This is a genomic window from Streptomyces sp. NPDC055815 (assembly GCF_053616475.1).
The window spans coordinates 42,611-67,557 of record NZ_JBSHDU010000023.1; the positions used below are offsets into that span (position 1 = coordinate 42,611).

At 71.9% G+C, this 24,947-nt stretch carries 26 protein-coding genes and 1 riboswitch; of the genes, 9 read left to right on the forward strand and 17 right to left on the reverse strand.

Going from position 1 to position 24,947, the window contains the following annotated elements:
- Positions 1–62: 62 nt before the first annotated feature.
- Together ACWGN5_RS16990 and ACWGN5_RS16995 are read right to left on the reverse strand one after the other, a co-directional pair.
- A complete protein-coding gene (locus ACWGN5_RS16990) occupies positions 63–1,592 on the reverse strand; it encodes a DUF11 domain-containing protein (RefSeq protein ID WP_453515674.1) in 1,530 nt (509 codons plus the stop codon).
- Between the two features lie 83 nt (positions 1,593–1,675).
- On the reverse strand, positions 1,676–2,644 hold the full coding sequence (locus tag ACWGN5_RS16995; RefSeq protein ID WP_453515676.1) for a glucosyl-3-phosphoglycerate synthase: 969 nt from the start codon (positions 2,642–2,644) through the stop codon (positions 1,676–1,678).
- Between the two features lie 153 nt (positions 2,645–2,797).
- A riboswitch (SAM riboswitch) is annotated at positions 2,798–2,944 on the forward strand.
- Here ACWGN5_RS16995 and thrC point away from each other — a divergent pair.
- The 5 genes from thrC (at position 2,938) to ACWGN5_RS17020 (ending at position 7,718) form a co-directional block, all read left to right on the forward strand.
- Positions 2,938–4,245: a threonine synthase gene (thrC, locus tag ACWGN5_RS17000; RefSeq protein WP_453515678.1), complete on the forward strand. Its 1,308-nt coding sequence runs from the start codon at positions 2,938–2,940 to the stop codon at positions 4,243–4,245. It overlaps the preceding riboswitch by 7 nt.
- Before the next feature lie 14 nt (positions 4,246–4,259).
- On the forward strand, positions 4,260–4,535 hold the full coding sequence (locus ACWGN5_RS17005) for a MoaD/ThiS family protein (protein WP_359591853.1): 276 nt from the start codon (positions 4,260–4,262) through the stop codon (positions 4,533–4,535).
- A gap of 426 nt (positions 4,536–4,961) precedes the next feature.
- The gene (locus ACWGN5_RS17010) at positions 4,962–5,165 is read left to right on the forward strand and encodes a cold-shock protein (RefSeq protein ID WP_015035246.1); all 204 of its coding nucleotides are present in this window, start codon (positions 4,962–4,964) and stop codon (positions 5,163–5,165) included.
- 318 nt (positions 5,166–5,483) lie between these two features.
- Complete coding sequence (gene groL, locus ACWGN5_RS17015) at positions 5,484–7,112, forward strand: chaperonin GroEL (RefSeq protein ID WP_351180160.1); 1,629 nt, start codon at positions 5,484–5,486, stop codon at positions 7,110–7,112.
- A gap of 102 nt (positions 7,113–7,214) precedes the next feature.
- Positions 7,215–7,718 (forward strand): SRPBCC domain-containing protein, encoded by a 504-nt coding sequence (locus tag ACWGN5_RS17020; RefSeq protein ID WP_453515682.1) that lies wholly within the window; start codon positions 7,215–7,217, stop codon positions 7,716–7,718.
- Position 7,719: 1 nt separating this feature from the next.
- Here the strand turns inward: ACWGN5_RS17020 and ACWGN5_RS17025 are convergent, their stop codons facing one another.
- The 3 genes from ACWGN5_RS17025 to ACWGN5_RS17035 form a co-directional block, all read right to left on the reverse strand.
- Entirely contained in the window at positions 7,720–8,460 is a 741-nt protein-coding gene (locus tag ACWGN5_RS17025; RefSeq protein ID WP_453515684.1) for a class I SAM-dependent methyltransferase, read from the reverse strand.
- A gap of 279 nt (positions 8,461–8,739) precedes the next feature.
- The gene (locus ACWGN5_RS17030) at positions 8,740–9,465 is read right to left on the reverse strand and encodes a transporter substrate-binding domain-containing protein (protein WP_453515685.1); all 726 of its coding nucleotides are present in this window, start codon (positions 9,463–9,465) and stop codon (positions 8,740–8,742) included.
- An 11-nt stretch (positions 9,466–9,476) separates the two neighbouring features.
- Positions 9,477–10,424, reverse strand: a complete 948-nt coding sequence (locus tag ACWGN5_RS17035; RefSeq protein WP_453515688.1) for an aldo/keto reductase — start codon at positions 10,422–10,424, stop codon at positions 9,477–9,479.
- A 186-nt stretch (positions 10,425–10,610) separates the two neighbouring features.
- Here ACWGN5_RS17035 and ACWGN5_RS17040 point away from each other — a divergent pair, with 186 nt between their 5' ends.
- Positions 10,611–12,107 carry an alpha/beta hydrolase gene (locus tag ACWGN5_RS17040; protein ID WP_453515689.1) on the forward strand — a complete coding sequence of 499 codons (1,497 nt, stop codon included), beginning with the start codon at positions 10,611–10,613 and terminating at the stop codon, positions 12,105–12,107.
- A gap of 53 nt (positions 12,108–12,160) precedes the next feature.
- Here the strand turns inward: ACWGN5_RS17040 and ACWGN5_RS17045 are convergent, their stop codons facing one another.
- From ACWGN5_RS17045 to ACWGN5_RS17055, 3 genes are read right to left on the reverse strand one after another with little or no spacing between them, the layout of a single operon-like run.
- On the reverse strand, positions 12,161–13,684 hold the full coding sequence (locus tag ACWGN5_RS17045) for a PTS transporter subunit EIIC (RefSeq protein ID WP_453515691.1): 1,524 nt from the start codon (positions 13,682–13,684) through the stop codon (positions 12,161–12,163).
- Positions 13,685–13,717: 33 nt separating this feature from the next.
- Positions 13,718–14,638 carry an N-acetylmuramic acid 6-phosphate etherase gene (gene murQ, locus ACWGN5_RS17050; RefSeq protein ID WP_453515693.1) on the reverse strand — a complete coding sequence of 307 codons (921 nt, stop codon included), beginning with the start codon at positions 14,636–14,638 and terminating at the stop codon, positions 13,718–13,720.
- Between the two features lie 49 nt (positions 14,639–14,687).
- On the reverse strand, positions 14,688–15,605 hold the full coding sequence (locus ACWGN5_RS17055; protein ID WP_369145657.1) for a MurR/RpiR family transcriptional regulator: 918 nt from the start codon (positions 15,603–15,605) through the stop codon (positions 14,688–14,690).
- A 111-nt stretch (positions 15,606–15,716) separates the two neighbouring features.
- Between ACWGN5_RS17055 and ACWGN5_RS17060 the strand changes: the two genes are divergently transcribed.
- Positions 15,717–16,073 carry a hypothetical protein gene (locus ACWGN5_RS17060; RefSeq protein WP_041130492.1) on the forward strand — a complete coding sequence of 119 codons (357 nt, stop codon included), beginning with the start codon at positions 15,717–15,719 and terminating at the stop codon, positions 16,071–16,073.
- Between the two features lie 13 nt (positions 16,074–16,086).
- A complete protein-coding gene (locus ACWGN5_RS17065) occupies positions 16,087–16,356 on the forward strand; it encodes a DUF4031 domain-containing protein (RefSeq protein WP_453515695.1) in 270 nt (89 codons plus the stop codon).
- Positions 16,357–16,365: 9 nt separating this feature from the next.
- On the opposite strand, the gene ACWGN5_RS17070 is transcribed toward ACWGN5_RS17065, so the two are convergent.
- From ACWGN5_RS17070 to ACWGN5_RS17095, 6 genes are all read right to left on the reverse strand, one after another.
- Positions 16,366–17,712 carry a hemopexin repeat-containing protein gene (locus ACWGN5_RS17070; protein WP_453515697.1) on the reverse strand — a complete coding sequence of 449 codons (1,347 nt, stop codon included), beginning with the start codon at positions 17,710–17,712 and terminating at the stop codon, positions 16,366–16,368.
- A gap of 92 nt (positions 17,713–17,804) precedes the next feature.
- Positions 17,805–18,041 carry a hypothetical protein gene (locus ACWGN5_RS17075; protein ID WP_453515699.1) on the reverse strand — a complete coding sequence of 79 codons (237 nt, stop codon included), beginning with the start codon at positions 18,039–18,041 and terminating at the stop codon, positions 17,805–17,807.
- 75 nt (positions 18,042–18,116) lie between these two features.
- Positions 18,117–18,317: a hypothetical protein gene (locus ACWGN5_RS17080; protein ID WP_453515701.1), complete on the reverse strand. Its 201-nt coding sequence runs from the start codon at positions 18,315–18,317 to the stop codon at positions 18,117–18,119.
- A 59-nt stretch (positions 18,318–18,376) separates the two neighbouring features.
- Positions 18,377–18,577 carry a hypothetical protein gene (locus tag ACWGN5_RS17085; protein WP_453515703.1) on the reverse strand — a complete coding sequence of 67 codons (201 nt, stop codon included), beginning with the start codon at positions 18,575–18,577 and terminating at the stop codon, positions 18,377–18,379.
- 47 nt (positions 18,578–18,624) lie between these two features.
- Complete coding sequence (locus ACWGN5_RS17090; RefSeq protein ID WP_453515705.1) at positions 18,625–18,807, reverse strand: hypothetical protein; 183 nt, start codon at positions 18,805–18,807, stop codon at positions 18,625–18,627.
- A gap of 45 nt (positions 18,808–18,852) precedes the next feature.
- Positions 18,853–21,240 (reverse strand): cyanobactin maturation protease PatG family protein, encoded by a 2,388-nt coding sequence (locus ACWGN5_RS17095; RefSeq protein WP_453515707.1) that lies wholly within the window; start codon positions 21,238–21,240, stop codon positions 18,853–18,855.
- 554 nt (positions 21,241–21,794) lie between these two features.
- Here ACWGN5_RS17095 and ACWGN5_RS17100 point away from each other — a divergent pair.
- Positions 21,795–22,256 carry an AfsR/SARP family transcriptional regulator gene (locus ACWGN5_RS17100; RefSeq protein WP_453515709.1) on the forward strand — a complete coding sequence of 154 codons (462 nt, stop codon included), beginning with the start codon at positions 21,795–21,797 and terminating at the stop codon, positions 22,254–22,256.
- A 22-nt stretch (positions 22,257–22,278) separates the two neighbouring features.
- On the opposite strand, the gene cpt is transcribed toward ACWGN5_RS17100, so the two are convergent.
- From cpt to ACWGN5_RS17115, 3 genes are all read right to left on the reverse strand, one after another.
- The gene (gene cpt / locus ACWGN5_RS17105) at positions 22,279–22,800 is read right to left on the reverse strand and encodes a chloramphenicol phosphotransferase CPT (RefSeq protein WP_453515807.1); all 522 of its coding nucleotides are present in this window, start codon (positions 22,798–22,800) and stop codon (positions 22,279–22,281) included.
- 65 nt (positions 22,801–22,865) lie between these two features.
- The gene (locus tag ACWGN5_RS17110; RefSeq protein ID WP_453515712.1) at positions 22,866–24,074 is read right to left on the reverse strand and encodes a Cmx/CmrA family chloramphenicol efflux MFS transporter; all 1,209 of its coding nucleotides are present in this window, start codon (positions 24,072–24,074) and stop codon (positions 22,866–22,868) included.
- 135 nt (positions 24,075–24,209) lie between these two features.
- Complete coding sequence (locus ACWGN5_RS17115) at positions 24,210–24,914, reverse strand: HD domain-containing protein (protein WP_453515714.1); 705 nt, start codon at positions 24,912–24,914, stop codon at positions 24,210–24,212.
- Positions 24,915–24,947: the final 33 nt, after the last annotated feature.

Consider the following 24,947-nt stretch of genomic DNA (forward strand, 5'->3'; position numbering starts at 1 on the left):
CGTAAACGCTCAAACGTACGTATACGAGACGGGTGGATTCGGCCACGGGGAGTTGCCGCAGGTCAGTCGCGTCGGCCGCGCATCGCCGCCTTCGCCACCAGGCCGGTCGCCGCGAGGGCCACGGCGAGTGCGCCGAGCAGCCAGAGGCGTTCGCCGTTGCTTCCCGTCTCCGCCATCGAGTCCGCCGCCGTCGAGCCGGAGCGGTGGCCGCCCTGTGGCCCGGGCGCCGGGGGAGCCAGGGAGGCAGGGGTCTCGGGGGAAGACGGGGAGGCAGGGGTCTCGGGGGAAGACGGGGAGGCAGGGGTCTCGGGGGAGGACGGGGGTGCCGGCGAGGAGGGCGGTGCAGGGACCTCGGCCGATGCCCCCGTCGTCGCCGAGGGGTCCGGCTGCGTCGGGGTCGGGTCCACTCGCGACGGCGACGGCGACGGCGACGGCGTCGGCGTCGGCTTCGGGTTCTCCGGCTCCGGGACCGGTACGGAGAAGGCGAGCGCGGACGGCACGTAGGTGTCGCCGCTGGTGGAGAAGGTCAGGTCCGCCGAGGTCGCGCCCGGGGGGACGGCGCCGGCCGGGACGTCGAAGGCCTTGTCGTCGATGCTCAGGTTGTTCGTGAGCTTCGGGGAGACCGCGCCGTCGTCCTCGCTGACGAAGAAGTTGTTCGTGTTGCCGGTGTGGGCCTCGGTGACGTTCCTGCCGTCGACGAGGAACGTGTCGCCCGGCGTGTTCCAGTCGCCCTCGTACGCCGTCACGCTCGCGCGTACCGTGCCCGGGCCCCGGTGGAAGCCGTCCACGGTGATCGTGGTCGCCGGGGACGTCGAGCGCTGCAGGACGTGGCCGCCGTACACGTACACGTTCCGCCGCTCCGGGGCCTTCACCGGGTCCGGGCCGGGGAACCTGTGGACGACCGTCAGGGACCAGCCGGCGACGCAGCCCTTGCCGCTCGGGGCCCAGAGGTTGCCGACCGCCACCTGGGCGTCCGTCCCCGACACGCCCGCGAAGGCGGCGGTGACGTCCGACTCGCCCGTGTAGTAGTGCGGGCCGCTGGTGTCGGCCGGGTCGGCGACCATGCTGTCGATCGATACCGGGGTCGCGGGACCCGCACCGACCCTGATCACCGGGGCCGTCGTCGTCGGGTCGCCGGGGGAGCGCCCGACGTCCGCGCCCGAGATGTCGCAGCGCTTCAGCTGCGCGCCGCTCGGGCCCTTGTACGTGCCGTCGTTCCCGCCCCAGAAGAGGCGGGCGTACGCGACCTCGGCGCCCGCCGGGATCTTCACGTGGCCCGTACTGGAGCCGAACCCGGCGTCCCCGGTGCCGCCCGCGTCGATGCGCCGCATCACGAAGGTGTTGTTGTTGTCCGAACCCTGGCCGGAGGCCGCCGTCGCACAGCGGGCCGCCAGGTCCGCGGGGGTGCTCGGGCAGCCCATGACCGTGTTGCCGATCGTGGTGAAGTCGCCGTACAGCGACTCGTCGTACCGCTTGCCGAAGGGCTCGACCACGTCCGCGGCGGCCGGTCCTGCCGCCGCGGACGCGAGCGAGCCCGCCGCGAGCCCGATGACCGCGAGCACCCTGCCCAGGTGATGGTGTCTGAAGCGCATAAAAGGGCAATGTATGCAAAACGGATCATCGTGGGGCGTTACGCCACGCGGCGGTGTGCGTCCTCCTCGGAACTCCTTCGCCGTTACGCCACGCGGCGCTGTGCGTACTCCGCGATCTCGGCCATCGGCGGCCGCTCCTCCGTGTCCACCGCGTACGTCCGCGGCTCGAAGCCCTTCTCGCCCCGCTCGAACTGGGTGAGGCGGGGGCGGACCAGATGGCCCCGGGAGAGCCGCAGCTGGGCCGTCCGGTAGATCGCCGCCGCCATCCGGCCCAGCGCCTGCCCGTCCTGGTGCCGGTGCTTGCGCACCCCCACGTCCACCTGCGCGAGCGCGTCCAGGCCCACCGTGTGCAGCGCGTCCACGAGCAGCCCCAGCTCCACTCCGTAACCGACCGGGAAGGGCAGCCGTTCGAGCAGCGAGCGCCGGGCCGCGTACTCGCCGCCCAGCGGCTGCACGAAGCCCGCCAGCTGCGGCCAGTGGAGGTTCAGGAGCGGGCGGGCCACCAGTTCCGTCACCCGGCCGCCCTGGCCGGGGGTCTTGCCGGAGGCGAGCCCATCGAATTCAGTGCCGAGCGGGCGGTCGTACATCGCCTTCACGAAGTCCACGTCCGGCTCCGTGAGCAGCGGGCCCACGATCCCCGTCACGAAGTCCGCCGAGAAGTCCCGCAGGTCCGCGTCCACGAAACAGACCACGTCCCCGCTCGTCACCATCAGCGACCGCCAGAGCACCTCGCCCTTGCCGGGGACGGCCGGTATGCGGGGGAGTATCGCGTCCCGCGCGACCACCCGGGCGCCCGCCGCCGCCGCGACCTCCGCCGTACGGTCCGTGGAGCCCGAGTCGATCACCACCAGCTCGTCCACGAGGGGGACGGCCTCGGTCATCAGCTCGCGCCGGATCACGGAGACGATGTCCCCGACCGTCGCCTCCTCGTTCAGCGCGGGCAGGACGACGCTGACGGTCGTGTTCCGCTTGGCGGCGAGGATCCGTTCCAGCGGCCGGTCCGTCACTGACCAGGACCGCCGGGCCAGCCAGCGCTCCACCTCTTCCAGCACGTGATCTCTCTCCATCTCGCGGGTCGGACGGCCGGTCCAAGGTTCCGGGCCTTCGGTTACAGTCTTGAACAACGCGGATGCCCGATGCACGTCGGGGTGCCGCCCGCGTCGGAGTGCAGGAACGAAAGTCCACCGCGCTTCACAATCGAATACCGCTCATCCAGAGGGGCAGAGGGAAACGGCCCGTTGAAGCCCCGGCAACCCTCCAGTCGGTTACCACTCGTCTCCAGCGAGGTCCCCGGCTAGGGAAGGTGCCAAATCCGTCTCATGGCGAAAAATTCGTCATGGGAAAGATGAGGAGAAAGGGCCTCGCCTCCATGGCTGTTCAGACCGTCGCACCCACCACCGTCGACCTCGGTCCCGCGTCCGGGCTTTCCTGTCGCGAATGCGGTGAAGTCTTCCCGCTCGGCCCGATCTTCGCCTGCGAACTCTGTTTCGGACCGCTCGAAGTCGCGTACGACCTTCCCACCGGTGACCCCGAGGCGCTGCGCAAGCAGATCGAGGCCGGCCCCGCCAACATCTGGCGCTACGCCCCCCTCCTGCCCGTCCCCGCCGACGTCGCCGAGAAGCCCAACCTGAACCCCGGCTGGACCAAGCTGATCCAGGCCGACAACCTCGCCCGCGAGCTCGGCGTCGCCCCCGGAAAGCTCTTCGTCAAGGACGACTCCGGCAACCCGACCCACTCCTTCAAGGACCGGGTCGTCGCCCAGGCCCTCGAAGCCGCCCGCGCCTTCGGCTTCACCACCCTCTCCTGCTCCTCCACCGGCAACCTGGCCGGCGCCGTCGGCGCCGCCGCCGCCCGCGCCGGCTTCCGCTCCTGCGTGTTCATCCCGCACGACCTGGAGCAGGGCAAGGTCGTCATGGCCGGTGTCTACGGCGGTGACCTCGTCGCCATCGAGGGCAACTACGACGACGTCAACCGCTTCTGCTCGGAGCTCATCGGCGACCCGCTCGGCGAGGGCTGGGGCTTCGTGAACGTCAACCTCCGCCCGTACTACGGCGAGGGCTCCAAGACGCTCGCCTACGAGATCTGCGAGCAGCTCGGCTGGGTCATCCCCGACCAGCTCGTCATCCCGATCGCCTCCGGCTCCCAGCTCACCAAGATCGACAAGGGTCTCCAGGAGCTCATCAAGCTGGGCCTCGTCGAGGACAAGCCGTACAAGATCTTCGGCGCCCAGGCCGAGGGCTGCTCCCCGGTGTCGGCGGCCTTCAAGGCCGGCCACGACGTCGTACGGCCCCAGAAGCCGAACACCATCGCCAAGTCCCTCGCCATCGGCAACCCGGCCGACGGCCCGTACGTCCTCGACATCGCCCGCCGGACCGGCGGCGCCGTGGAGGACGTCGACGACGAGCAGGTCGTCGAGGCCATCAAGCTCCTCGCGCAGACCGAGGGCGTCTTCGCCGAGACCGCGGGCGGCGTGACCGTCGGCGTCACGAAGAAGCTCGTCGAGGCCGGGCTCATCGACCCGAACCTCACCACCGTCGTCCTCAACACCGGCGACGGACTCAAGACCCTGGACGCGGTGGCCGACACCTCTCAGGCGACCGCCACCATCCGCCCGAGCCTGGACGCGTTCCGCGACGCCGGCCTGGCGCTCTGAAAGGTAACGAACACATGGCCGTGAACGTCCGCATCCCCACCATCCTCCGCACCTACACCGGCGGCCAGGCCGAGGTCCAGGCCGAGGGCGCGACCCTCGCCGAGGTCATCGCGGACCTGGAGAAGAACCACACGGGCATCGCCGCCCGCGTCCTGGACGACCAGGGCAAGCTGCGCCGCTTCGTCAACGTCTACGTCAACGACGACGACGTGCGCTTCGAGCAGGGTCTGGAGACGGCCACCCCGGCCGGCGCGGGCGTCTCGATCATTCCGGCCGTCGCCGGAGGCTGACCATCAAGCACAGTGCCGGCGGGTGCTGAGACCCGTATAGCGCTACCAGTCAGTACGAATTGCCCCTTCCGCGCGATAAGCGGAAGGGGCAATTCTGCATGGTTGAGCGCGGTAGAGTTGGGGAAGTCCCCTCCGCTGCTCATGCCAGGCGCATATGAGAATGCGTCCCCGCACGACAAGAAGCAGCCAAAGTGTGTGCGCGTTGTGTACCTTCTGCGCCCTTTGCCGGGCCCGACTTGCCCCGGCATCCAGGGGATTATCCCCAATTCCCCTTTCCAGGGCGCCCAGAATTCTCGGTCGAATGACCTGTTGCAGAGGGCAGTTGGGCAGATACATTCAGCCGCGGTCGACGCGTTCCGGCGCAGGGTCTGACCCGGGTCCGCGAAGTGCGGTCCCGCGCAAGGGCCAGTAATAGGGGAGTTAGGCATGGCTCAGGGCACCGTCAAGTGGTTCAACGCGGAGAAGGGCTACGGCTTCATCGCGGTAGACGGTGGTGCGGATGTTTTCGTCCACTACAGCGCGATCCAGATGGATGGCTACCGCAGCCTCGAAGAAGGCCAGCGGGTCGAGTTCGAGATCTCGCAGGGCCAGAAGGGTCCGCAGGCGGACATGGTCAAGCTCGCCGTCTGAGCGCGGCGCGATCGGCCACCGACGCAACGCCGTCGAGGGGTCCGCATCCCTGTGGGGTTGCGGACCCCTCGCGCGTTCCCGGGCCTCTGCGCGCCCCCTTGATCCCCCTCCCGAAACGCGAGAGTCGCTTGCACTCTCCTAGGGCGAGTGCTAATCATTGGCGTTAGCACTCGGAAGGTGAGAGTGCTTACGAGGATCGGGCAGACGAGGTCCGCGGCCAGGTGGGGCAAGGAACCATCGGGCACGCAGGCCGTCCGTCGCGGGCGTCGGCGCGGTCCTGGAGCGTTATCCACCCCATGTCCGGGAGGACCACTTCACATGGCCAAGATCATCGCGTTCGACGAGGAGGCCCGGCGCGGTCTCGAGCGCGGCATGAACCAGCTCGCTGACGCCGTCAAGGTCACCCTCGGCCCCAAGGGCCGCAACGTCGTCCTCGAGAAGAAGTGGGGCGCCCCCACGATCACCAACGATGGTGTCTCCATCGCCAAGGAGATCGAGCTCGAGGACCCGTACGAGAAGATCGGCGCCGAGCTGGTCAAGGAAGTCGCCAAGAAGACGGACGACGTCGCTGGCGACGGTACGACCACCGCCACCGTCCTCGCCCAGGCGCTCGTCCGCGAGGGCCTCCGCAACGTCGCCGCCGGTGCCAACCCGATGGCCCTCAAGCGCGGCATCGAGAAGGCCGTCGAGGCCGTCTCCGGCGCCCTGCTCGAGCAGGCGAAGGATGTCGAGACCAAGGAGCAGATCGCTTCCACGGCCTCCATCTCCGCCGCCGACACCCAGATCGGCGAGCTCATCGCCGAGGCGATGGACAAGGTCGGCAAGGAAGGCGTCATCACCGTCGAGGAGTCCCAGACCTTCGGTCTGGAGCTGGAGCTCACCGAGGGTATGCGCTTCGACAAGGGCTACATCTCGGCGTACTTCGCCACCGACATGGAGCGCATGGAGGCGTCGCTCGACGACCCGTACCTCCTGATCGTCAACTCCAAGATCTCCTCCGTGAAGGACCTCCTTCCGCTCCTGGAGAAGGTCATGCAGTCGGGCAAGCCGCTGCTGATCATCGCCGAGGACGTCGAGGGCGAGGCCCTGTCGACCCTGGTCGTCAACAAGATCCGCGGCACCTTCAAGTCCGTCGCCGTCAAGGCCCCGGGCTTCGGCGACCGCCGCAAGGCCATGCTGAACGACATCGCCATCCTCACGGGCGGCACGGTCATCTCCGAGGAGGTCGGCCTCAAGCTCGAGAACGCGGGCCTGGACCTGCTCGGCCGCGCCCGCAAGGTCGTCATCACCAAGGACGAGACCACCATCGTCGACGGTGCCGGTGACAGCGAGCAGGTCGCGGGTCGCGTGAACCAGATCCGCGCCGAGATCGAGAACTCCGACTCGGACTACGACCGCGAGAAGCTCCAGGAGCGCCTCGCGAAGCTGGCCGGCGGCGTGGCCGTCATCAAGGCCGGTGCCGCGACCGAGGTCGAGCTCAAGGAGCGCAAGCACCGCATCGAGGACGCCGTTCGCAACGCGAAGGCGGCCGTCGAGGAGGGCATCGTCGCCGGCGGTGGCGTGGCCCTGCTCCAGGCGTCGAACGTCTTCGAGAAGCTCGAGGCGGACCTGTCGGGCGACGAGGCCACCGGTGCCAACATCGTCAAGCTGGCCCTCGAGGCCCCGCTGAAGCAGATCGCCGTCAACGCCGGCCTCGAGGGCGGCGTCGTGGCGGAGAAGGTCCGCAACCTGCCCGTCGGCCACGGCCTGAACGCCGCGACCAACGAGTACGTCGACCTCATCGCCGAGGGCATCATCGACCCGGCGAAGGTCACGCGCTCCGCGCTGCAGAACGCCGCGTCGATCGCCGCGCTGTTCCTCACCACCGAGGCCGTCATCGCCGACAAGCCGGAGAAGGCCGCCGCGCCGGCCGGCGGCGGCATGCCGGGCGGTGACATGGACTTCTGAGCCCCGGCTCGGTAGTCCATCGCTGAACGCGAACGAGGGCGGCACCCCCACCAGGGGGTGCCGCCCTCGGGCGTTCGGCGGATGCTGGAAGGTACGGAAGGGGTGGGAAGCGGTACGGAAGGGGTCGTCGTCATGGTCACCCTCCTCACCACACCGGCCGACCGCGAACTGGTCATCACACGCACCTTTGACGCCCCGCCGTCCCGCGTCTGGGAGGCCTGGACGCGGCCCGAGCACGTACGGGAGTGGTACGGGTCGGCCGGGCTGACCACCTCCGTCGTCGACATCGACCTGCGGACGGGCGGCGCGTGGCGCTGGGGCCAGACCGGGCCCGACGGCCAGGAGATCGTCTTCTCCGGCACGTACGAGGACGTCCTCCCGGTGGAGCGGCTCGACTACACGGAGGTGTTCGAGCAGATGCCGGACGCCGAACCCGTCCGGGTGGCCCTCACCTTCGACGCGACCCCCGACGGTGGCACGGCCCTGACCAGCACGTCCTTCTGGCCGTCCAACGAGATCAGGGACCAGGCGCTGGCGGCGGGCATGGAGGCGGGGGTGCGGGAGCAGTACGACAGGCTGGCGGCGCACCTGGAGGGGATGGGCTGAGTCACCGCCGGCGGAAGAGCCCGGTCCAGAGGAAGGACTCGCCGAAGGCGGGGGAGTCGGCGGACAGGGAACGCATGCGGCGGAGCTCGATCTCCTTCAGGTCGGCGAAGACCGTGCGGAGGTCGGCGTCCGTGTAGGCGAGCCCGCCGTGCAGTCGGCCCTCCCGGTAGAAGTCGGCGTCCGGGAGCTCGGACCCCATGCCGCCCTCGCCGGCGGCGAACGCGGTGAGCGCGAAGTGCCCGCCGGGCGCGAGGGCGCGCCGCAGCAGGGCGAGGTAGCTGATGCGCCGGTGCGGGGGCAGGTGGTGGAAGCAGCCGGAGTCGTAGACGAGGTCGTACGGTCCGTCGAGGGCTGCGGTGAAGGCGTCCCCGCACACGAAGCGGACGCCCTCGGCGCCCGTGTCCCCGGCGCGCTCCTCCGCCCAGGCGATGGCGGTGGGCGAGAGGTCGACGGCGGTGACGTCGAAGCCGGCCGAGGCGAGGTACAGGGCGTTCCGGCCGGGCCCGCAGCCGAGGTCGAGGACCCGGCCGCCGGCCGGGAGCAGGCCCTGCTCGACGTACGACACGAGGTTCTCGTCGGGCTTGGCGACGAAGAACGGCACGGGCTTGTCCCGGTCCGCGTAGAACCCGTCCCACCACGCGGAGCCGCCCTCCGTCCAGCGGTCGGCATCGGGTCGGAACAGGCCGTCGAGCAGGGTGAGGACGTCGTCGACGGTGCGGATGGTGCGGGCGGTCTCGCTCATGTGGATCTCCCCTCCGAGTCCCTTGATTCTACGGAGAGTTGAGGTAAAAGCCCAGGTCAGGGGTTGTTTACGGATCCCCCGTGCGGGGCGTGTGCGGGCGTACGGGGGGAGCGTGGGGCAGGGGGTCGGAGGGGCCCCGTGGGGGTCGTGGCGGGTGCCTCCGGGCCCGGGAAGGGGCTGTTTCCGGTGTTCGCGGGGAGGGTTTCTGCGCCGCGTTCCGGAAGGAGTCCGGCGGGCCCGCAGCCCGGCGTTCAGGCCGGCGGGCCCGCAGCCCGGCGTTCAGGCCGGCGGAGCCAACAGCCCGGCGTCCTGGCCCGATCGGCGCAGCGACTCCGCGACGAAACCGTTCGCCTTCAGCTCCTCCACCGTGTCGCGGAGGAACGCGACAGTCTCGGGCCGGCGGCCGACCGTCGTCCCGACGGCCTGCCGGATCTCCATGAACCGGCCCTCGATCAGCCGCACGTCCGGATGCGCGGCGGCGTACGCCGTGAGCGGCTGCCGGATTCCCGCGCCCACCTCAAGGCCCTCGGACCGGAACACGTCGACGCCCTCGTCGCCGCGCACCACGGTCGCGTGGGCGAGGCTCCGTGACAGGAACAGGTCGTACGCGGAACCCTTCTTGACCCCGATCCGCACGCCCGGCGCGTCCACCTCCTCGACGGTGCCGAGCGCCGAACCGCGCGGCACGGCGTACACGCCCTCGATGACGACGTACGGAGCGGTGAACGCGACCTCCGTCTCCCGCGCCGGGTCCACGGCGAGGAAGCAGAGGTCGGCCCGGCCGTCCGCCATCGCGTCGAAGGACTTCCGCGCCGCGTCGAAGCAGAGCAGCTCCACGGGCAGCCCGAGCCGCGCCCCGATCTCCCGCGCCAGGTCCACGGTGATCCCGCCCGGCGCCTCGGCCGTGCCCTGCGCGAGTACGGGGTTCCCCAGGTTGATGGAGGCCCGGAGGATCCCGGCGGGGGCGAGGTCGGCGGCGACGGCGGGGCTGGGTGTGGTGGTCATGGGGGTGGAGTCTAGGCCTGGAGGTCCCGGTGGACGCGGTCCAGGAGTTCCAGCTCGTCCTGGGTGAGGCGGAGTGCGCCGGCGGCGATGTTGGCGGTCAGGTGGGCGGGGTTGCCGGTGCCGGGGATGGCCAGCAGGTGGGGGCCCTGGTGGAGGGTCCAGGCGATGCGGACCTGCGCGGGGGTGGAGTCGTGGGCCGCCGCCACGGCGAGGATCTCCTCGCGCTCCGGGGCGGTCGCCCCGCTCTCGCGTCCGGCGGCGGCGATCGCGTAGAACGGGACGAAGGCGATGCCCTGTTCGCCGCAGTGGCGGACGAACGCGTCGTACTCGGGGCGGACCCCGATCCCGTACATGTTCTGCACGCAGACGACGGGGGCGATCTCCTGCGCCTCGGCGAGGTGCGCGGGGGTGATGTTGGAGAGGCCGAGGTGGCGGATGAGGCCCGCCTCGCGGAGTTCGGCGAGGGCGCCGAAGCGCTCGGCGATCGAATCCTGGCCCAGGACGCGGAGGTTGACGACGTCGAGGTGGTCGCGGCCGAGCTGCCGCAGGTTCTCCTCGACCTGCGCGCGCAGCGCGGCGGGGGTGCGGGCGTGCTCGCTCCAGGCGCCGGAGGTGTCACGGGCCGGGCCGACCTTGGTGGTGATGACCAGGTCGTCGGGGTAGGGGCCGCCGAGGGCGGTGTTGATCAGCTCGTTCGCGGAGCGGAGCGGCGAGAAGTAGAAGGCGGCGGTGTCGATGTGGTTCACGCCGAGCTCGACGGCCTTGCGCAGGACGGCGATCGCGCGGTCGCGGTCCATCGGTACGGCGTTCGCGATGAGCGCCTCGCCGTGCTGGGGCAGCCGCATGGCGCCGAAGCCGAGGCGGTTGACGGTGAGGTCGCCGCCGAGGGTCCAGGTGCCGGACTCGGAGGCGTGAGGGGTGGCGGTGGCGTTCGTGGCGGTGGGGTTCGTGGTGGTCATGGCGGGGATGATCTCCCGGGGCTGGGGGCGGCGCCAGCGGATTGCCGGGTGGCTGTCAGGTTCCGTACGGCTCGTGCGCGCTCACGCCGTCGGTCAATCCCGTGCGTACGGGCGGGGGTTGGCCCTACCCCCGACCCGCCTGTCTGCCGGATGGGGCGGGGACGCCCGGTCCGCGAGGCTGTGCGCATGACAACGAACCGTGGACGCAAGGCCCTGATGCTCGCTCTCTCCGTCGCCGCCGTCGCCGGGGTCGGACTCGTGGGGGGCACGGTCGCGCCCGCCGCGGCCGCCGGGCTCGACTGGCACGACTGCGACGCCGCCGTGAAGCCGCTGCCGGGGCAGCAGTGCGCCACGCTCTCCGTACCCCTCGACTACGCCCACCCCGAGGGCGAGCAGATCGGTCTCGCCGTCGCCCGGCTGCCCAGCACCCGGCCCGAGGCGCGGCGCGGGACGCTCATGGTCATCCCCGGCGGGCCGGGGAGCTCCGGTGTGCAGCGGCTCGGGCAGAAGGGCGCCGCCCTCGCGAAGGAGATGAACGGCGCCTACGACCTCGTCGCCTTCGACCCGCGTGGCGTCGGCGGCTCCGCCAAGGCCCGGTGCGGCTTCGACGAGGCCGACCGGCGGCTCGTGACCCTGCGGTCGTGGCCCGCCGCCGACGGCGGCATCGGCGAGAACGTGGCCCGCTCGCGCCGGATGGCCGAGGCCTGTGACCGCAACGGCGGCGCGATGGTGCGCAGCCTCACGACCGCCAACCAGGTACGGGACCTCGACCGGCTGCGGCAGGCGCTCGGCGAGCGGAAGCTGTCCGCGTGGAGCGTGTCGTACGGGACGTACGTGGCCGCCCAGTACGCCCAGAAGTTCCCGGAGCGCACCGACCGCTGGGTCCTCGACAGCAGCGCCGACCCCGACCCGAAGCGCGTCGCACGCGGCTGGCTGGCGGGCATGGCGCGCGGCGCCGAGGACCGCTTCCCCGACTTCGCCGCCTGGGCCGCCCACCCCGACCGCGCCCAGGACGGGCTGCGCCTCACCGAACGGCCCGAGGACGTCAGGGGGCTGTTCCTGGAGCTCGCCGCCCGGCTCGACCGTGAGCCCAAGGCGTCGGCCACCCCCGGTGTGCCGCTGACGGGTACGGTCCTGCGCCAGGCCCTCCAGCAGGCCCTCTACTCCGACGCCTCCTTCCCGGCCTTCGCCCGTCTGATGTCCCAGGCCCTCGACCCGGCGGGCGTGCCCGTGCTGCCGCCCGAGCTGGCCGGGCCCATGCCGGACGAGGCCGCGACCGTCAGCGTCGGCGTGATCTGCAACGACGTGGACTGGCCCCGTTCCGTGCCGGCGTACGAGCGGGCCGTCGCCGCCGACCGGGCGCGCCACCCGCTGACCGCCGGCATGCCCGCCAACATCACGCCCTGCTCCTTCTGGAAGGGCGGCGCCGTCGAGAAGCCGACCCGGATCACCGACCGGGGCCCGTCGAACGTGCTCATGATCCAGAACCTGCGCGACCCCTCGACCCCGCACTCCGCCGGGCTGAAGATGCGGGAGGCCTTCGGCGACCGGGCGCGCCTCGTCTCCGTCGACAAGGGCGGCCACGCGGTCTACCTCGGCAACGGGAACGCGTGCGGCGACCGGGCCGTGACCCGCTTCCTGACGGAGGGCGTGCGGCCGGCGGAGGACGTGCTCTGCACGTGACCACGGAGAAGGGCCCGCGCGGATCTCTCCGGGCGGGCCCTTTCCCGTACGGATCAGACCTTCACCGGCTCCTGGGCCGGGGCGGGGCCCGGGTCCGGTTCGGGGGCCGGGGGGCCCGCCCGTACATCCGACTCCGCCGTCTCCTCCGTCCCCTCCATCTCCTCCGTCTCCACGTCGAACTCCTCCAGGAGTTCCTTGCTGAAGCCGAAGAAGTACGTCGCCACGAAGCCGACCGCGTAGCCGACAAGGAGACCGCCCGCGTAGATCGCGATCGTCTCGCCGAGGCCCTTGTTGCCGTCGAGGAGCGGGAAGAGCGCCCAGCCGGACGGGCCGATCGCCGTCGAGCCGACCTTGTCGCCCAGCATGCTGAAGAGGCCGATGAAGCCGCCGCCGAACGCGCCGCCCACGCAGGCCGTGACGAACGGGCGGCCCAGCGGCAGCGAGACGCCGTAGATGAGGGGCTCGCCGACGCCCAGGAAGCCGGCCGGGAGGGCGGACTTGATGGTGCGGCGGATGGAGCCGTTGCGGGGGAGCTTCAGGTAGACGGCCAGGGCCGCGCCGACCTGGCCGGCGCCCGCCATCGCGAGGATGGGGAGCAGCACCGTGTACCCCTGCTGCTCGATGAGGGTGGTGTGGATCGGGATCAGGGCCTGGTGCAGGCCCAGCATCACGAGCGGGAGGAACAGGCCGCCGAGGAGGAAGCCCGCGCCGGCTCCGGCGTTCGCGAGGAGCCAGTCGGCGGCCTCGCCGATGGCCCGCGAGACCTCACCGGCGACGAACATGAGGCCGAAGATCGTGACCAGGCCGGAGATCAGGACGGTCAGGGTCGGGGTGACGAGCACGTCGAGGGACTCCGGCACCCAGCGGCGGCACCACTTCTCCACGTACACGGCGAGGACCGCCGCGCCCAGCGCGCCGAGGACACCGCCCTGGCCGGGGGAGAGCGTCTGGCCGAAGGCGTCGATCTTGGCGACGCCGGGGAAGACGATGATCGCGGCGACCGCGCCGCCGAGGATCGCCGTGCCGCCGAACTCCTTGGCCGTGTTGTAGCCGACGAAGACCGCGATGAGGGCCATGAAGCCGCTCGCCATCGCCGCGAGGGCCGGGGTGACGCCGGGCAGCCAACCGAGGTTGACGAGCAGTCCGTTGAGGCCGGCGATGATGCCGCAGCCGATGAGGGCGGGGATCAGCGGGACGAAGATGTTCGCGATCCGGCGGAGGAAGAGCTTGAACGGGGTCGCGTTCCTCGCCTTCCGGGCGGCCTTGAGGGCCGCGCCCCGGTCCGCGAGTTCCTCGGCGGAGTGGGCCGGGGCGGGGGCTTCGGCCACCAGCGCCTCGAACTCCGGAGTCACGCGGGCGACGGTGCCGGGGCCGAGGACGATCTGGTACGTGTCGTCCTCCACGACCCCCATCACGGACGGCAGGGCCTTGAGGGCCTCGTCCCGGACGAGCGAGCGGTCCCGCAGACCGAGCCGGAGGCGGGTCATGCAGTGGGCCACGGAGCTGATGTTCCCGGCGCCGCCGACGAGGGGGAGGATCGCGGCGGCGATGGCGCGGTTCTTGTCGTCTGTGCTCATGGTGCGGTGGTGCCTTGCTGTGAGGGGGAGGCTTTACGCGTGCAGCGCCGCACGCAGGTGGCCCTGGGAGGCCGTCAGCCGCTGCTCGGCGGTCTTGGCATCGATGTCGGCGAGGAGCATCAGGATCGCGGTCTTCACCTCGCCGTCGGCGGCGGCGAGCGCCGTCTCGATCTGCTCGTCGGGCGCGCCGGTGGCCAGGGCGACGATCCGCCGCGAGCGGGCCTGGAGCTTGTCGTTGGAGGCGCGGACGTCGACCATCAGGTTTCCGTAGGTCTTGCCGAGGCGGATCATCGTGATCGTCGAGATCATGTTGAGGACGAGCTTCTGGGCGGTGCCGGCCTTGAGGCGGGTGGATCCGGTGAGGAGCTCGGGTCCGGGGACGACCTCGATGCCGTGCTCGGCTGCGGCGGCGAGCGCGCTGTCCTCGTTGCAGGAGAGGCCGATGGTGAGCGCGCCGAGCGCGCGGGCGTGCTCGACGGCGCCGATGGCGTACGGGGTGCGGCCGGAGGCGGAGACGCCGACGACGGTGTCGTCGGCGGTGAGCCCGAGGGCGTCCAGGTCGGCGGCGGCGAGCTCGCGCGAGTCCTCGGCGCCCTCGACGGCCTGCACCATGGCGCTCGGGCCGCCCGCGATGAGGCCGACCACCTGCGACGGGTCGGTGTTGAAGGTGGGCGGGCACTCGCTGGCGTCGAGGACGCCGAGGCGGCCCGCGGTGCCCGCGCCCAGGTAGATCAGCCGTCCGCCGCGGGCCATCCGCTCGGCGGTGGCGTCGATGGCCGCGGCGATCGCGGGGAGCTGCCGGGCGACGGCCTCGGGGACGGTCCGGTCCTCGCCGTTCATGAGGCGGGCGATGTCCAGGGTGGGCAGCCGGTCGATCTCGGCGAGCTCGGGGCGGAAGGCCTCGGTCGTGAGGGTGGCCAGCTGGGCGCGGAGTTCGGAGTACGAGGTGGGCACGGGGGCTCTTTCGGTACGGCGGCGTCGTCGGCGCCGGAATGCGTGTGGGTCAGCGGCTGCGGGGGGAGTGGCGGTGGGCGAGGGCTTCGTACGAGGCGGCGAGGGCAGGGGCCGCCGTCTCGTACGTGCGCTGGGTGACGCAGGTGAACAGACAGTCCACGACCAGGAGTTGACTGGTCCGTGACGACATGGCCGCGGGGCGCAGTTCGCTCTCGCGAGCGGTGGAGGTGGTCAGTACGTGGTCGGCGTACTGGGTGACGGGGCCGTCCGGGCGGCCGGTGATGGCGACGGTCGTCGCCCCGTGGTCGAAGGCCACCCGGAGCGGTTCTATGACGTCGCCGGTGGAGCCGGAGTGGGTGATGGCGATCGCGACGTCCCCGGAGCGGAGCTGCACGGCGTTGGTGACGGCGAGGTGCGGGTCGCTGTGGGCGTGCGCGATCAGGCCGATCCGGAGCAGCTTCTGGCCGAGGTCCTGGGCGACGAGGCCGGAGGCGCCGACGCCGTAGATGTCGATGCGGCGGGCGGCGGCGAGGGCGGTGACGGCGGCGCCGAGCTGGACGGTGTCGAGGCCGGCGGCGGTGTCGGCGAGGGTCTGCTGCTCGTCGTAGGCCAGCTTGGCGACGACGTCGGCGATCGGGTCGTCGACGGCGATGTCGGCGGTGACGGCGGGGGCGCGGCCGGACTGCTGCTGGGCGGCGAGGCCGGCGAGGGCGAGGCGGAGGTCGCGGTAGCCGGGGTAGCCGAGGAGCCGGGCGGTGCGGACGACGGTCGCCTCGCTGGTGCCGGTGAGCTCGGCGAGGCCGGTGACCGTGAGCGCGGCGCAGCCGGCCGGGTCTCCGGCGACGGCCTCGGCGACCCGCTGCATGGAGCGGGTCATGGACGGCGCGAGGGTGCGCACCTTGGCGGCGAGGGCGGCGGGGGCGGGGGGCGCGTCGCTGGTGAAACTTTCCTTCACGTCATTGGTCACAAGTGAAAGATACTTTCGGCAGGGTGGCCCGACAAGACCCCGTGGGTCCTCTTCGGTCCCGGATGCGGAGGGGACCTTCGTCCTGTCCCCCGCTCGGGTGACAATGACTGCATGGACGACATCGACCCCGTGGAGCAGGCGCTGCACGCCGCTCGCGCGCTGGTTCTGGCCGACCTGGTGGCCCGGGAGGTGGCCGCCGCCGAGGTCGTGTCGATGGTGGAGGACGCGGTGACCCACCGGCGCTGGTGGGTCGAGCAGTGGCCCGAGGGGGTGTCGTACGTCGCCGGGCTCGTCGCCCAGGACGTGCAGGACGCCCTGCTCGAACGGTACGGACGCTGGCCGCTCTGCCCGGTCTGCGCCTCCGGCGACCCGCACGCCCTCGACGTGGAGCCGGAACTCGGCCCGGACCCGCACTGGGTCTGCGGCAAGCAGGGCGTGGTGGTGGCCCCGGTGGGCGGCCTGACGTGACGGGAGCGCCGGAGTGAGCCTCTACATCGACCCGCCGACCTGGCCGGGCCATGGCCGCATGTGGTCGCACCTGGTCAGCGACGTCTCCTTCGAGGAGCTGCACGCCTTCGCCGCCTCGATAGGCGCCCCGCCCCGCGCCTTCGAGCGGGACCACTACGACATCCCCTCCGACCGGTACGCGGACGCGGTGGCGGCGGGCGCGATCGAGGTCGGCTCGAAGGAACTGCTCCGCCACCTCACGGGCGCGGGCCTGCGCCGGCCGAAGGGGCGGCCGGTTTCCTGAGCCCCGGCCTCATGGCAGGACGGTGACGCCGATCTGCAGGTGGATGTGATCCTGGTGGGCGGCACGGAGTGCGGCGTTCTGGCTGCCGGGGGCGGCGTCCGGGGCGTAGTCGGGGTAGATGACGAAGCCGGTGCCGCCGAGATCCGGCATGGGCCACTTGTTGGCCGGGCCGATCGCCGTGGCCTCGCACTCGAAGGTCGCGAACCGGAAGGCGGTCGTGAAGAGCCCGTACCCGAGGGGGTCCGTGGCGGGGTCGATGCGGACCTTGACGCCGGGCGGGCGCGGCAGGTTGCCCCAGTCCTTCTTCACCGACCGGGTGAACGCGGTCCCGTCCGACTCCCCCGTGATGCCCGAGAGATCGAGCGCACGGCCTTGGTTGTGACAGTCCTTCAGGTTCGGCCCGCCGTGCCCGATGCCCAGGTGGAGGAGTTCGCTGACGTCCGGCGCCGAGGAGTTGATCCAGCGGGTGAGGCGGTACAGCGCGATCAGCATGCGCTGGTCGAGGTTGTCGATGACCGTGGCCGTCGGGGCGATCTGGTTCGTGTAGCGGATGCCACCGAACGCCGGCGGGCTCACCACGACCCGCTGCGCCGGCGCCGGCGACACGATCCCGGCCGGTCCGTCCACGAACGCCGGGCTCTTCAGGGCCAGTTTTCCGCGCCGGATCAGGTCGGCCATGAGGCCGTTCGCCTGCGTGAGGGTGAGCAGCCGGGCCGGGGCCACGCCCCCGGAGGGGGTGGGCGCGAGACGGAAGGAGGCGTCCAGAGGACCGTCCGCGTCCACCCGGTCGGCGTCCACGTCGAAACGCTGGAACCTCTCGCCGCGGAAGAAGTACGCGAACCGGCCGCCCGGGTAGACCGCCGCGTCCACACCGTCGGTGAAGAGCCCGGTCCAGTTGCCCGCGATGGTGCGCGGATAGCCGGGGTCGACCCGGTCGGAGGTGATGTCGTACCGCACGTAGGAGGGGCCCTTGAAGAGGTACAGCTTGCCGTTCCCCCAGTTCAAGGCCGCGTCGATGCCGGTACGCCAGTCGGGGCCGCCGTCCGCGCCGGTGGGCAGGCCGGCCCAGCCGAACTCGACCGTGAACGGGTCGTTGGGGGGCAGGTACTCGGGTTCGACCCGGTTGGAGGGGTCGTCGTACCGCAGATAGGTGCTCCCCGTGAAGGCGTACGCCTTCCCCGCACCCCACCAGACGAAGGCGTCCGGCGACCGGGGCATGCCGGGCCAGAACGTCAGGGGGAGTCCGGAGTCCTCGCGTACACCGGTGACCGAGTCGTACCGGTCGTAGGTGTCGTCGGCGTGGAAGAGATACGTCTTGTCGTTCGGCCAGGAGATGGCCGACCTCACTGTGGTCATGGTGGCCTCGGTTCCTTCCTGCGGGGACGGGCCGCTCGGCGGGCGGCCCGTCCCCTTCCCTTTCCCTTTCCCTTTCCCTCACGAAGGTCTCGTCACAGGACGCCGGTCCACCGGCAGCCCGTCGGTGCGCAGTTCCAGCCGCGGCCGTAGCCGTGGACGAGCGGCGGGGGGTCCGCCGGCAGCGGCCCGTAGTTGCCCCTCGGCTGCTGGTGCACGCGCTCCTCCTCGCCGTCGGCGTCCTGGTCCGGGAACGTGAAGACGATGCGGTACGGCGGGTAGTGCTCCCGCCGGTCCACCGCCGGCACCTGTTTCGGCAGATCGAGTCGCATGGTTCTTCCTCGGATCGGGCGGGACCGGACCGGTCACGGGGGCCGCGGCCGCCGGTCCCGCCGATGACGCCGGACTCAGAACGGCAGGACCTCGCTGAGCAGGCCGCCGAGGAACCCGCTGGCCGCCGCACCGCCGTTGGCGTCCCCGCCCTCGGGGTGCTTGCCGCGCTGGACGGGTGCGGACTGCTGGGGCATCTGGAGCCGGAGCTGTCCGGCCGTGGACCGGCGGGGCGTGTCGGCGCCGCCGTCCTGGTGGGCTTGGGTCTCCTTGAACATCGTGTGCTCCTTTCCTTACGTCTCCCGTTTCGGGGCGTGAGGTCCTCGGACGAGGGGCCTCAGATCGGGATGATGTCGCCGAGCAGGCTGCCCAGCAGGCCGCTGGCCGCCGCACCGCCGTTGGCGTCCCCGCCCTCGGGGTGCTTGCCGCGCTGGACGGGTGCGGACTGCTGCGGCAGCTGGAGCCGGAGCTGTCCGGCGGTGGACCGGCGGGGCGTGTCGCCACCGGTCTCCTCGGTGGTGTGGGTCTCGTCGAACATGACGGTTTCCTTTCTTCCTCGGAGCGGTTACGGAGTCCTGTCGTCCGTCAGGCGTAGACGCCGTGGCCGGCGTAGCACATCTGCCGGGCGGGGCCGGTCATGCCGGCGCAGGAGGACCTGGCGGCCTCGACGCCGGTACGGGTGCTCCCGGCCTCGGCCGCAGGGCCCTCGCGGTGGACGGGACGGGCCTGGAGCGGCATGGCTCCCGGGCGGTTTCGGCGGGTGTCCATGGGGGTTTCTCCTTTCGGTGGAGGGGGTGTCCGGTCGGCTCCGCCTCACTTGGAGTCGAGGAACGTGTGGACCGGGGCGAGGGTGACCGGCAGCTCGTCGCTCACGTCGATGGTGAACAGGTACGAGAGCCGGGACCTGCGCTCGTCCTCGGGGTCGTAGAAGGTCACGGTCACGTCCTGGCAGTCCGAACCGACCCTGCAGTAGGGACTCTTGGTGACGGTGATGGTGTCGAGCGCGTACAGGTTCATGGTGGAACCCGGCACCCTGCTCGCGGACAGCAGCCCGTCCTTGATCTTGTCGCCGAACAGGAAGGCGTTGGTGCCCATGAAGTTGAGCGCGCGGTCGGCCGAGGTCTGGCCGAGGTTGCGGAACTGGTAGTAGATCTTGTCGAGGAACGCGCGGATCGTCAGACGCAGCTGGGCGTCGTCGCGGACCTGCACCCTGGACTGCTGCCGCTTGTCCTCGGGCTGCTTCACGTCGGCCTCCTTCGAGACCTCCTTGAAGACGGCGTCGACGAGGGCGGCTTCGTTCCACGTCCACAGGCCGCGGCTCTTCACCTCGACCACCGGCACGATCTGGCCGGAGTAGAGGCGCGTGGTGCGGTCGGTGAGGACGCCGGGAACGGAGACGCGGGAGATGTATCCCTGGCGCTCCTCCTCGTTCTTCGAGTCCGGGTCGAGGGCCTGGCCCGCGATGGCGTCGCGGAAGACCCGGTAGACGGTCGACACCGGCGGATTGGCGAACGGGTTGACGTCCTTCTTGGCCCTCGCGGCGGCTGCCCTTGACGGCTTCTTGCGGTTGAGCTGGGCTTCCTCCGGCGTGACGGGCGGCATGCTCCAGTCCATGCCGGCGGAGGGCTCGGCCTCCAACGCGTACACCGTGGCGCCGTCCATGGTGAGGGTCCAGGTGAGCTTGTCGGAGGCCCAGGGGGCCATCGCGAGGTAGTCGCGGAGCTGACTGGGGCTGTACGGGTCGGGTGCCTGCTCGACCGCCTTGCCGCCGACATTCTCATCGATGTACGGCATCTGCTGCCGGAAGCTGTCGCGTCGCGCCTCGGTCGGGTAGTCGAAGCCGATGGTCCCGATGGCGTAGATCAACTGCCGTGGTGACCCACTGCCACTGCTGGCGCAGCTGCACGCGGCCGGGTCGCCGCCGCAGCCGCACGCAGGGCGTACTCCGGCGCTTGTGGTGGCATGGGGGGCGTGAACTGGGGGCGCAGCGGGGGTCGGGGGGGCGGGTGCGACCGGGGCGGCGGCTGCGGCGACGGACGGGGCCGGGGGCGCGAGGGCCGGGGCGGGTGCCTGGGCCGGGGGCGCGGTCGGCGGGACCGGGGGCGGGGGAGGCGCGCCACCGTCGGCGGCGACGCCCGCCGGTACGGGCGGGGCAGTCGGTACGGGCGGGGCAGTCGGTACGGGGGGCGCGGGCTGAGCGGGCGCGGCGGGTGTCCCGTACGGTGCGGGAGTCTCGTGCCCGGCCGGGGCGACGTTCGGCGCCGGGGCCTCGGACGGCGTGGGGGCGGCTGCGGGAGTGGTCACGGCTGTCTCCTCTTTCATGGTGGCGAGGGCGAGAGCCCGGACGGCGTCCAGGCTGCCGCCGAGCCCGCGGCGGCAGGCCGGGGCGTCCGGGTCGGCGCAGTCGGCGGGTGCGGTGGCGGTCGAGAGCAGCGCCTGACCGGCGGCTCTCGGGTCGGCTGTCCCGCCGCCGGCCAGCTGGGCCGCGACGAGCAGGGCCGCCGTACCGGCCACGAGCGGGGTGGCGAAGCTGCTTCCCGTCAGGGAGGCGAGGCCGCCGCCGGGGGCGGCTCCCTCGATGTCCTGTCCGGGGGCGAGGATCCCGTGGGTCCGGTAGGCGCCGCCCCAGTTGCTGATGTCGAGTGGGGATCCGTCGGCCGCGGCGGCGCCGACGGCCAGGACGGAGGGGACGGCGGCCGGGACCTGGAGGGTGTCGGCCCCGTCGTTCCCGGCGGCGGACACGACCAGCACGCCCTGGTCCTCGCAGAGCCGCAGGGCCCGTTCGAGGAGGGCGTCGGCCTGGCCGGCGTCGGTGCGTTCGCCGCCGCTGATGTTGATGACGTGCGCGCCTTCCTCGACGGCGCGCTCGATGGCACGGGCGAGGTCCATCTGGGGGACCCGGCCGTCTCCGCCGTCGCGGAAGACGGGGAGGATCAGGCCGCGGCAGCGCGGTGCGAGCCCGGTGACGGGGGAGCCGGGCATCCCGAACAGGAGGCTGGCCACGTGGGTGCCGTGCAGCGACATCGGGCCGGTGCCCGCGGGATCCGGCACCAGAGTGACCAGGCGCGTGAGGTCCGCGCCGGCGAAACAGGGGTGGGACAGGTCCACGGGGCCGTCGAGCAGGGCGACGCACACCCGGGGGTCGCCGTACGGCGCGTCCGGCCGTGGGCGGAGTTCTCCCAGGACTGCCCGAGGCTTCATCTCGGTCCTGCCTTCCGTGCCCGAGGGCACCGTGGGCGAAAGCATCTGGGTCCGACTGTGGAAGGCCGTTGTCGGCGGTTCGTCACCCGGAATGTGCAAGCAGCGTCCTCAGAGCGTTTCCGGGGCGTTGCCGGTCCGTGCGAGGGGGCGTTTGGCAGCCGGTCAGCCCCGGTGGAACGGCGGGCCGGACCGCGCTCCGAAAAAGTCGCGGGACGGGTGGCGCGGCGTGGCGGACCCGTACGGCGGGGGCGGTGAGGTGCGGATGCGCGGATGCGTGATCCACCGGCCGGTTGCACAGTGAGGGTGTGTCATCGAACGGCGTATACCTCGAACTGCTCGGGGCCTTCGAGCTCTCTTACGCCGGATGCCGTATCCCTCTCCCCTCGGGCGCACAGCGCCTGTTGGCGCTTCTCGCCGTGCACAGCACCGGCGTGTACCGGGGTGCGGCAGCCGAGCGGCTCTGGCCCGACTGCAGCCCGACCAGGGCTTCGGCGAACCTCAGGACCGCCCTGTGTCACGGGCGGCGGGCGGGTCCGCTGGCGACGGTGGAGTGCGTGGACCGACGGCTGCGGCTCGCACCGGTGGTGGACGTGGACCTGCACCGCGCGCGCTGCCGGGCGCAGGACGCGATCGGTGACCGCCGGCCGCCCGAGGACCCCGAGGAGCTCTCGGCCGCGTTCGGGGAGGAGCTGCTGCCGCAATGGCCGGACGAGTGGCTCGTCCTGGAGCGGGAGCGCTGGGACCAGCTGCGGCTGCACGCGCTGGAGGGGCTGGCGCGGCGGCTGCGGCGGGACGGGGAGTATCTGGCGGCGCTGCAGACGGCGCTGACGGCCACCCAGATCGACCCGATCCGGGAGACGGCACACCGCATCCTCATCGAGATTCACATCGCGGAGGGCAACACGGCCTGCGCGGTGAAGCGCTACAAGGACTACCAGCGGTTACTGAGGCGTGAGTTGGAGGTGGAACCGTCTCCGCTCATGACGCGCCTGGTCCAGGACCTCACGTCGGCGTGAGCCTCGGACCAGAGCGTGAGCCTCAGGCGAGGGCGGCCGCGATGGTGCGGGCGCATTCCAGGGATTCGGTGGTCGTCGTGTCCACCTCGATGTCGTACTCCACGCCCTCGTGCACGATCCGCGCCTGCTGCGCGGCCATGCCGGCCGTCCGGTCCCCGCGGGCGATCTCCCGGCCCTCGGCGACGGTGCTCTCGCACCGGACGCCGACCCACAGCACGGGCAGGTCGCCGAGGGCCTCGCGCCAGCGCCGCTGTGACGCGGCGCCGCCGAGGAAGACGTCGTCGACGACGATCCTGGCGCCGGCCCGGGCCATCGCCACGAGCCCCCCGGCCCAGGCGGCCTCCAGCTCCCTGAAGGCGGCCCCGACGCCGACCCCGCCGTCCGCGTCGAACACGATCCCGTCGTCGGAGTCCTGCATCTTCGCGGGCAGCGCGTCGACGAACGAGTCGACCCCGAACGCCAGCCAGGGCTCCGGCAGCACGGCCTGCAGACACCGCACGATCCCGGTCTTCCCCGAGCTGGACCCGCCGTTGAGAATGATCATCCGCACCGTCACCGCGCCACCGTAGACACCCCGGAGCCCGCGCCGCACCCGATTTCCGCCGCTCCTCAGCAGGACGCTTCGGCGGCCTGCTCCTTCTGCTGCGGGGTGCCCGAAGTGACCACGCGGGACGTGGACTTGTGGAGGCGGAGGGCGATGGCCGCCGTGGCCAGGCCCAGGGCCGTCATCGTGGCGCCCGCCCAGGCCGTGGAGGCGTAGCCGAGGCCGGCGTCGATGACCGTGCCGCCGAGCCAGGGGCCGCCGGTGTTGCCGAGGTTGAAGGCCGCCGTGGTGGTGGCGCCCGCGAGGGTGGGGGCCGCGCCGGCGACGTTGAACATGCGGGCGTTGAGGGCCGGGGCCGTGTAGAAGGCCGAGACGCCGAGGAGGAAGGTCAGGACGATCGTCGCGACCGGGTTCGGGGCGAGGACGGCCAGGGCGACCAGGAAGACCGTCGACGCGGCGATGCCGCTCAGCAGCACCCCGAAGAGGTGCGCGTCCGCGACCCGGCCGCCGATCGTCGTACCGACCAGCGCGCCGATGCCGAAGAGGCCGAGGACCGCCGAGACCCAGCTCTCGTCGAGACCGGAGACGTCGGTGAGGAGCGGGGCGAGGTAGGAGAAGGCGCAGAAGACGCCGCCCGCCGCGAGCGCGGTGATCGTGACGGAAAGGAGCACCTGGCGGTCGCGGTAGATGCCCAGTTCCCGCTTCAGGCGGGGCTTGGCCGCCGGGAGCGGGATGTGCGGGATGCGGGTCACCACGCCGACGAGCGCGATCGCGGAGGCCACGCCGACCGCCCAGAACGCGGAGCGCCAGCCGAGGTGCTCGCCGAGGAATGCGCCCGCCGGGACGCCGAGGACGTTGGCGATGGACAGCCCGCCGATCATGACCGCCATCGCCTTGGCACGCGAGCCGACCGGGACCATCGCGATGGCGACGGCCGCGCCGACGGCCCAGAAGCCCGCGCAGGCGAGGGCGCTCACCACCCGCGAGGCGAAGAGGACGGCGTAGTTCGGGGCCAGCGCGCCCGCGATCTGGCCGAGGCCGAAGACCGTGATGAGGGTGATCAGCGTCGTCTTGCGGGGAAGGCGGAGCGTCGCCACCGCGAGCAACGGCGCGCCGACGACCATGCCGATCGCGAAGGCCGAGATGAGCAGTCCGGCGCGCGGGATCGAGACGTTCATGTCCTCCGCGATGGGCGGCAGGAGCCCGGACAGCATGAACTCGCTCGTGCCGAGCGCGAACACCGACAGACCGAGGATGTACACGGCCAGTGGCATACGGGTGGGGGGTATCGCTTCAGCGGGGGTGGCGGGGACGGTCGTGTGCTCGGCAGAGGGAGACGGCATGACATGCGTCAACCTGCGGTTTGTGCCTGTCATTCCAGGGGCGGTGGATTTCTCGGGATGTGAGACTCACGGGCCGGCCGTCAGCTCCGCCAGTTCCCGTTCCAGGTTCTCCCGGGCCCGTTCCTCCCAGGCCGCCGCCCCGTACGGGGTGCGGAAGAGGCGGGGCAGGCCCAGGAGCTGGCGCAGGACCGCGGCGCGGCCTTCGCGGAAGGCCGGTTCCGGGACGAAGGCGTACTCCTCGCGGACCGCCGCCGCATACCCCCCGTACGTATCGGGGGACGTGGCCAGGATCGCCAGGTCCGCATCGCAGAGCGTCTCGCCGTTCAGGTCGCCCGGGGCCGGGTCGTGGCTGGTCGTGAGGCGGACCAGGCGGGCCACCTCCGCCACCTCGTGCGCGGTGAGGCCCGCCTCGGCGAGGGCCTTCTCGGCCAGCGCGGCCGAGCGTTCCTCGTTCTCCGAGCGGTCCGGGCGGTAGACGGCGTCGTGGAACCAGGCCGCGAGCCGTACGAGTTCCAGCTCGCCGCCCTCCCCGCCCTGGTCGGCGAGCTCGTCGATGCGGTCCAGGACCGCCGCCAGGTGGTCGACCGTGTGGTAGCGGCGCTGCGGCTCGGCCCAGCGGGACAGCAGGTTCCGGCCGTACGGGGCGGGGTCGGGGCCCTCCCGGCCGGCGCGGGCGGCGAGCAGGGTGGTGTTCCAGCGCCGGAGGAGATCCCGGTCGCGTTCCTCGTCGGCGGTCGTCGGTCCGTGCTGCGGCTCTTCCTCGGCGGTCATGGGGGCATTCTGCCCGGCTGGGGGTGCGGAGGG

Coding starts and splice junctions, on each gene's coding strand:
- ACWGN5_RS16990 (WP_453515674.1), bottom strand. CDS start 1,592: ATGCGCTTCAGACACCATCACCTGGGCAGGGTGCTCGCGGTCATCGGG.
- thrC (WP_453515678.1), top strand. CDS start 2,938: ATGAGGAGAAAGGGCCTCGCCTCCATGGCTGTTCAGACCGTCGCACCC.
- ACWGN5_RS17005 (WP_359591853.1), top strand. CDS start 4,260: ATGGCCGTGAACGTCCGCATCCCCACCATCCTCCGCACCTACACCGGC.
- ACWGN5_RS17010 (WP_015035246.1), top strand. CDS start 4,962: ATGGCTCAGGGCACCGTCAAGTGGTTCAACGCGGAGAAGGGCTACGGC.
- groL (WP_351180160.1), top strand. CDS start 5,484: ATGGCCAAGATCATCGCGTTCGACGAGGAGGCCCGGCGCGGTCTCGAG.
- ACWGN5_RS17025 (WP_453515684.1), bottom strand. CDS start 8,460: ATGAGCGAGACCGCCCGCACCATCCGCACCGTCGACGACGTCCTCACC.
- ACWGN5_RS17030 (WP_453515685.1), bottom strand. CDS start 9,465: ATGACCACCACACCCAGCCCCGCCGTCGCCGCCGACCTCGCCCCCGCC.
- ACWGN5_RS17035 (WP_453515688.1), bottom strand. CDS start 10,424: ATGACCACCACGAACCCCACCGCCACGAACGCCACCGCCACCCCTCAC.
- ACWGN5_RS17040 (WP_453515689.1), top strand. CDS start 10,611: ATGACAACGAACCGTGGACGCAAGGCCCTGATGCTCGCTCTCTCCGTC.
- ACWGN5_RS17045 (WP_453515691.1), bottom strand. CDS start 13,684: ATGAGCACAGACGACAAGAACCGCGCCATCGCCGCCGCGATCCTCCCC.
- ACWGN5_RS17060 (WP_041130492.1), top strand. CDS start 15,717: ATGGACGACATCGACCCCGTGGAGCAGGCGCTGCACGCCGCTCGCGCG.
- ACWGN5_RS17070 (WP_453515697.1), bottom strand. CDS start 17,712: ATGACCACAGTGAGGTCGGCCATCTCCTGGCCGAACGACAAGACGTAT.
- ACWGN5_RS17075 (WP_453515699.1), bottom strand. CDS start 18,041: ATGCGACTCGATCTGCCGAAACAGGTGCCGGCGGTGGACCGGCGGGAG.
- ACWGN5_RS17080 (WP_453515701.1), bottom strand. CDS start 18,317: ATGTTCAAGGAGACCCAAGCCCACCAGGACGGCGGCGCCGACACGCCC.
- ACWGN5_RS17085 (WP_453515703.1), bottom strand. CDS start 18,577: ATGTTCGACGAGACCCACACCACCGAGGAGACCGGTGGCGACACGCCC.
- ACWGN5_RS17090 (WP_453515705.1), bottom strand. CDS start 18,807: ATGGACACCCGCCGAAACCGCCCGGGAGCCATGCCGCTCCAGGCCCGT.
- ACWGN5_RS17095 (WP_453515707.1), bottom strand. CDS start 21,240: ATGAAGCCTCGGGCAGTCCTGGGAGAACTCCGCCCACGGCCGGACGCG.
- cpt (WP_453515807.1), bottom strand. CDS start 22,800: ATGATCATTCTCAACGGCGGGTCCAGCTCGGGGAAGACCGGGATCGTG.
- ACWGN5_RS17110 (WP_453515712.1), bottom strand. CDS start 24,074: ATGCCACTGGCCGTGTACATCCTCGGTCTGTCGGTGTTCGCGCTCGGC.
- ACWGN5_RS17115 (WP_453515714.1), bottom strand. CDS start 24,914: ATGACCGCCGAGGAAGAGCCGCAGCACGGACCGACGACCGCCGACGAG.